We start from the raw sequence: 3,310 nt of genomic DNA, 5'->3' as shown, positions 1-3,310 counted from the left end.
ACCAAAAATTCGTGGATGTACCAACTAATTACTGGGCTAATCAGGCTATTCGTAATGCTGATAAAACGGGATTTTTGGCTGGCTATCCTGGTAGAGTTTTCCGGCCTAAGCAAAATATCCCTCGTGTCCAAGCCTTAGTATCTTTAGCGAGTGGATTGAAGTATCAACCGGTTAACCCTTCCGTAGAGACTTTAAAGGCAGCGTTTACTGATGCTACGGCAATTCCGAACTATGCCCAAAATGCGATCGCAGCAGCTACGGAAAATCAGATTGTGGTCAATCCCCCTAATGTGAAGCAATTCAAACCTAACCAACAAGCTAGTCGAGCTGAGGTAGCTGCTTTCTTGTGCCAAGCTACCCAAACCACTGGATTGATTCCTAATCAATACATTGCTAAGGTTGAGCCACCAACTCCTGGTTCTACTGAAGCGGAGTTAAGGGGGGTATGGCTGACAAATATTGATAGTCAGGTACTGTTTTCTACTACAGCAGTAACGGATAGCCTAGAAAAACTTAAGGAGCTGAACTTTAACACGGTATATCCTACAGTGTGGAATTGGGGTTATACACTATATCCGTCTCAAGTAGCTAAACGGGTAGTGGGACTGGAAGCACGAATATCCACGGAGTTAGAAAAAGACTTATTTGACCCAGAAAAGGGGGTACAGGGAGGACGAGATGTTCTCAAAGAGATTGTCGAGGTGGGACATGACAATGGTTTGAGAGTTATTCCCTGGTTTGAATTTGGCTTCAAAGCACCTTCTTATTCTGAATTAGCCAAACGCCACCCAGATTGGCTGACCCAAACCAAAGATGGGGTCAAGACTCAAACTACTAAAGGATTAGAACCAGAGGATGAAAGACTACAAGAGATTGTTTGGCTCAATCCTTTTAAACCAGAGGTACAGCAATTTATTCAAGATTTAGTTATCGAAGTTGTCAACAACTATGATGTTGATGGGATCCAATTCGATGACCACTTTGGCTTGCCAGTGACCTTTGGTTACGATGATTTCACAGTAGAATTGTACAAAAAAGAACACCAAGGTAAATCTCCCCCCACTGACCCAAAGGATGAGGAATGGGTACGGTGGCGAGCAAATAAAATTACGGATTTCCTAACCAAGCTGTTTCGAGCAGTTAAAGACAGTGTTGAAGACAGTAACAATGATGTGATTATTTCCCTATCTCCCAATCCCCAGCGTTTTTCTTACCAATTCTTTTTAGCTGATTGGGCAACTTGGGAACAACGGGGTTTGGTAGAGGAACTAATTGTCCAGATTTATCGAGATAATTTCAGCACTTTTATCTCGGAATTAGACAAGACAGAAGTCAAAAGAGCACGGAGTCATATTCCGGTAGGAATTGGGATTTTAAGTGGTCTCAGAACTCGTTTAGTTCCGGTATCACAAATTCAGCGGCAAGTGGATGCTGTCCGACTGCGGGGATTTGCTGGTGTGTCGTTTTTCTTCTATGAAACCTTGTTGAATATGAGTGATGAACCAGCTTCTGAGCGTCAGAGCGGTTTTGAGGTCATGTTTCCTGAGTTCGTGAAAGCACCAAATATAGAGGATTGGAAGAAATCGAATTGAGCCGTTGCTGAATTGAAGTCTGTTGCTATAAACGCTATTTTCTATTAGTTTACCACAATTTAATTATTTTTCGGAGATGTCTAGTCGTCGGAGTATATATCGAAATCATATCAATCGATTCTATCCCTCCTACATGCTAAATGGAAACTCTTCGATTTGCCGAAGGTAAACCCGAAGCAACTGGCTGTCTGGGGACGCGCAAGTAATACCAGACTTAGCAAGTCCCTTAACAGTATTTTCGCAATCCAACTTTGACGTGAAAGAGGATGCCTCTAAATAGGTTAGCTGAGTTCCAGGAATTTTTTTCGTTAAAAACGGCAAGATGGGACTTAAAACATTTTCTGGGGAACTCAAGATCACATCCCGCATTTTTGATTCCCAATCGGGATAGTCTATTTGCTCGATAAGGTAGCCGAGAGAACGAATGAGATCGACTAGCTCCCCTATCTGCAAACACTGAGGATTGACTAAGTGGAAGCTTTTTCCTAGGGATTCTTTCTGCCTAGATAGATAAACAATGGCTTGACTAACATAGTCTACTGGTGTCAAATCGAATTCAATATTGAGATCGGGAGCAATGCCTTGCTCGACAAAGCTCTTGAGCAGGCGACCTAAGGTTTGCTCGGCATTAGATGCGCCAGTTTTACTGTGCCCGCTAATCGTCCCTGGTCGGTATATACTAACCGGAATACCAAAAGAATGTGCGGTTTTCAACAATTTTTCTGCTACCCATTTACTTTGAGCATAGCCTCCATAGACTACTTCACAATCTTCCAGAGGGTCTTCTTCTCGAATGGATGGCTTGTTGAAATACCCTGTTGACTTAAAAATAGCGGGTGAAGAGATAAAATGGACGGACTTGAGTTTGATTTGACTGGCTAATCTCAAGATTTCCTGAGTTCCTCCCACATTGGCTGCTCGCATAGCTGTGTAGGGATAGGCTAAATTCAAGAAAGTGGCAGAATGATAGATAATATCGATTTCCCGCGCTAGCTCCTCGAACTGTTGGTCGTGTAGTCCCAAAAGTGACTGGGACAAATCCCCTATCACTGGAATAATCCGGGAGTTGAAATTTTCATATTCCAGTAAATAGCGATCTAGGTTGTTGGTAATTTTCTGCTTGCCTTCAGCAGTAGTCTTACAGCCACGAACCAGGCAATAAATCCTGGCTTGGGTTTGTCTGAGGAGTTCATCGAGTAAAAAAGCACCGAGAAATCCCGTTGCTCCAGTCAATAAAATAGCATTGGGTTCGGAATAATACCCAACAGAAGTAAAGTTCGGTTTGATGGTGGGATCTAGAACGGCTTCTGAAAGCAACTCTTCCACAGTCATGCTTTCAATCCCTGCAGCCTCTTCTGAGTTGCTGAATTTATCGATTGCTTCAGCCATGTTAGCTACTGTGGGTGCTTCTAACAAGGTGCGTAGGGGGAAATCAACTCCAAAAGCGTGTCTTACTTGGAAAAGGAGCCGAATTGCTAGCAGAGAATTTCCTCCTAATTCAAAGAAGTTGTCCCTCAGGCCAATTGGATGGATGTGTAAAACCTGACTCCAGAGTTGGGCTAATTTTGTTTCTAGTGAGGTACGGGGTGGGACAAATTCTTGCTCTAAAATAGGTCGTTCGGGATTAGGTGCAGGGAGCGATCGCCTGTCTAACTTACCATTAGGGGTTAGGGGCAACTCGTCTAAAACCACAAATGCCGAAGGAATCATGTATTCTG

2 protein-coding genes are annotated in these 3,310 nt (G+C 43.3%); one reads left to right on the top strand and one right to left on the bottom strand.

Going from position 1 to position 3,310, the window contains the following annotated elements; genetic code table 11:
* A partial coding sequence (locus F6K20_RS30625) for a glycoside hydrolase family 10-like protein (protein WP_287297235.1) occupies positions 1-1,592 on the top strand: 1,592 nt, incomplete at its 5' end.
* A gap of 129 nt (positions 1,593-1,721) precedes the next feature.
* Here the strand turns inward: F6K20_RS30625 and F6K20_RS30620 are convergent.
* Positions 1,722-3,310, bottom strand: a 1,589-nt coding sequence (locus F6K20_RS30620) for an SDR family oxidoreductase (RefSeq protein ID WP_287297233.1), incomplete at its 5' end; no start/stop codon positions are given.

It is taken from the genome of Moorena sp. SIO2C4 (assembly GCF_010672485.1).
GTDB lineage: Bacteria > Cyanobacteriota > Cyanobacteriia > Cyanobacteriales > Coleofasciculaceae > Moorena > Moorena producens.
Note: the sequence above shows the minus strand (reverse complement) of the source record. Positions and strands in the feature narration are given on the sequence as shown.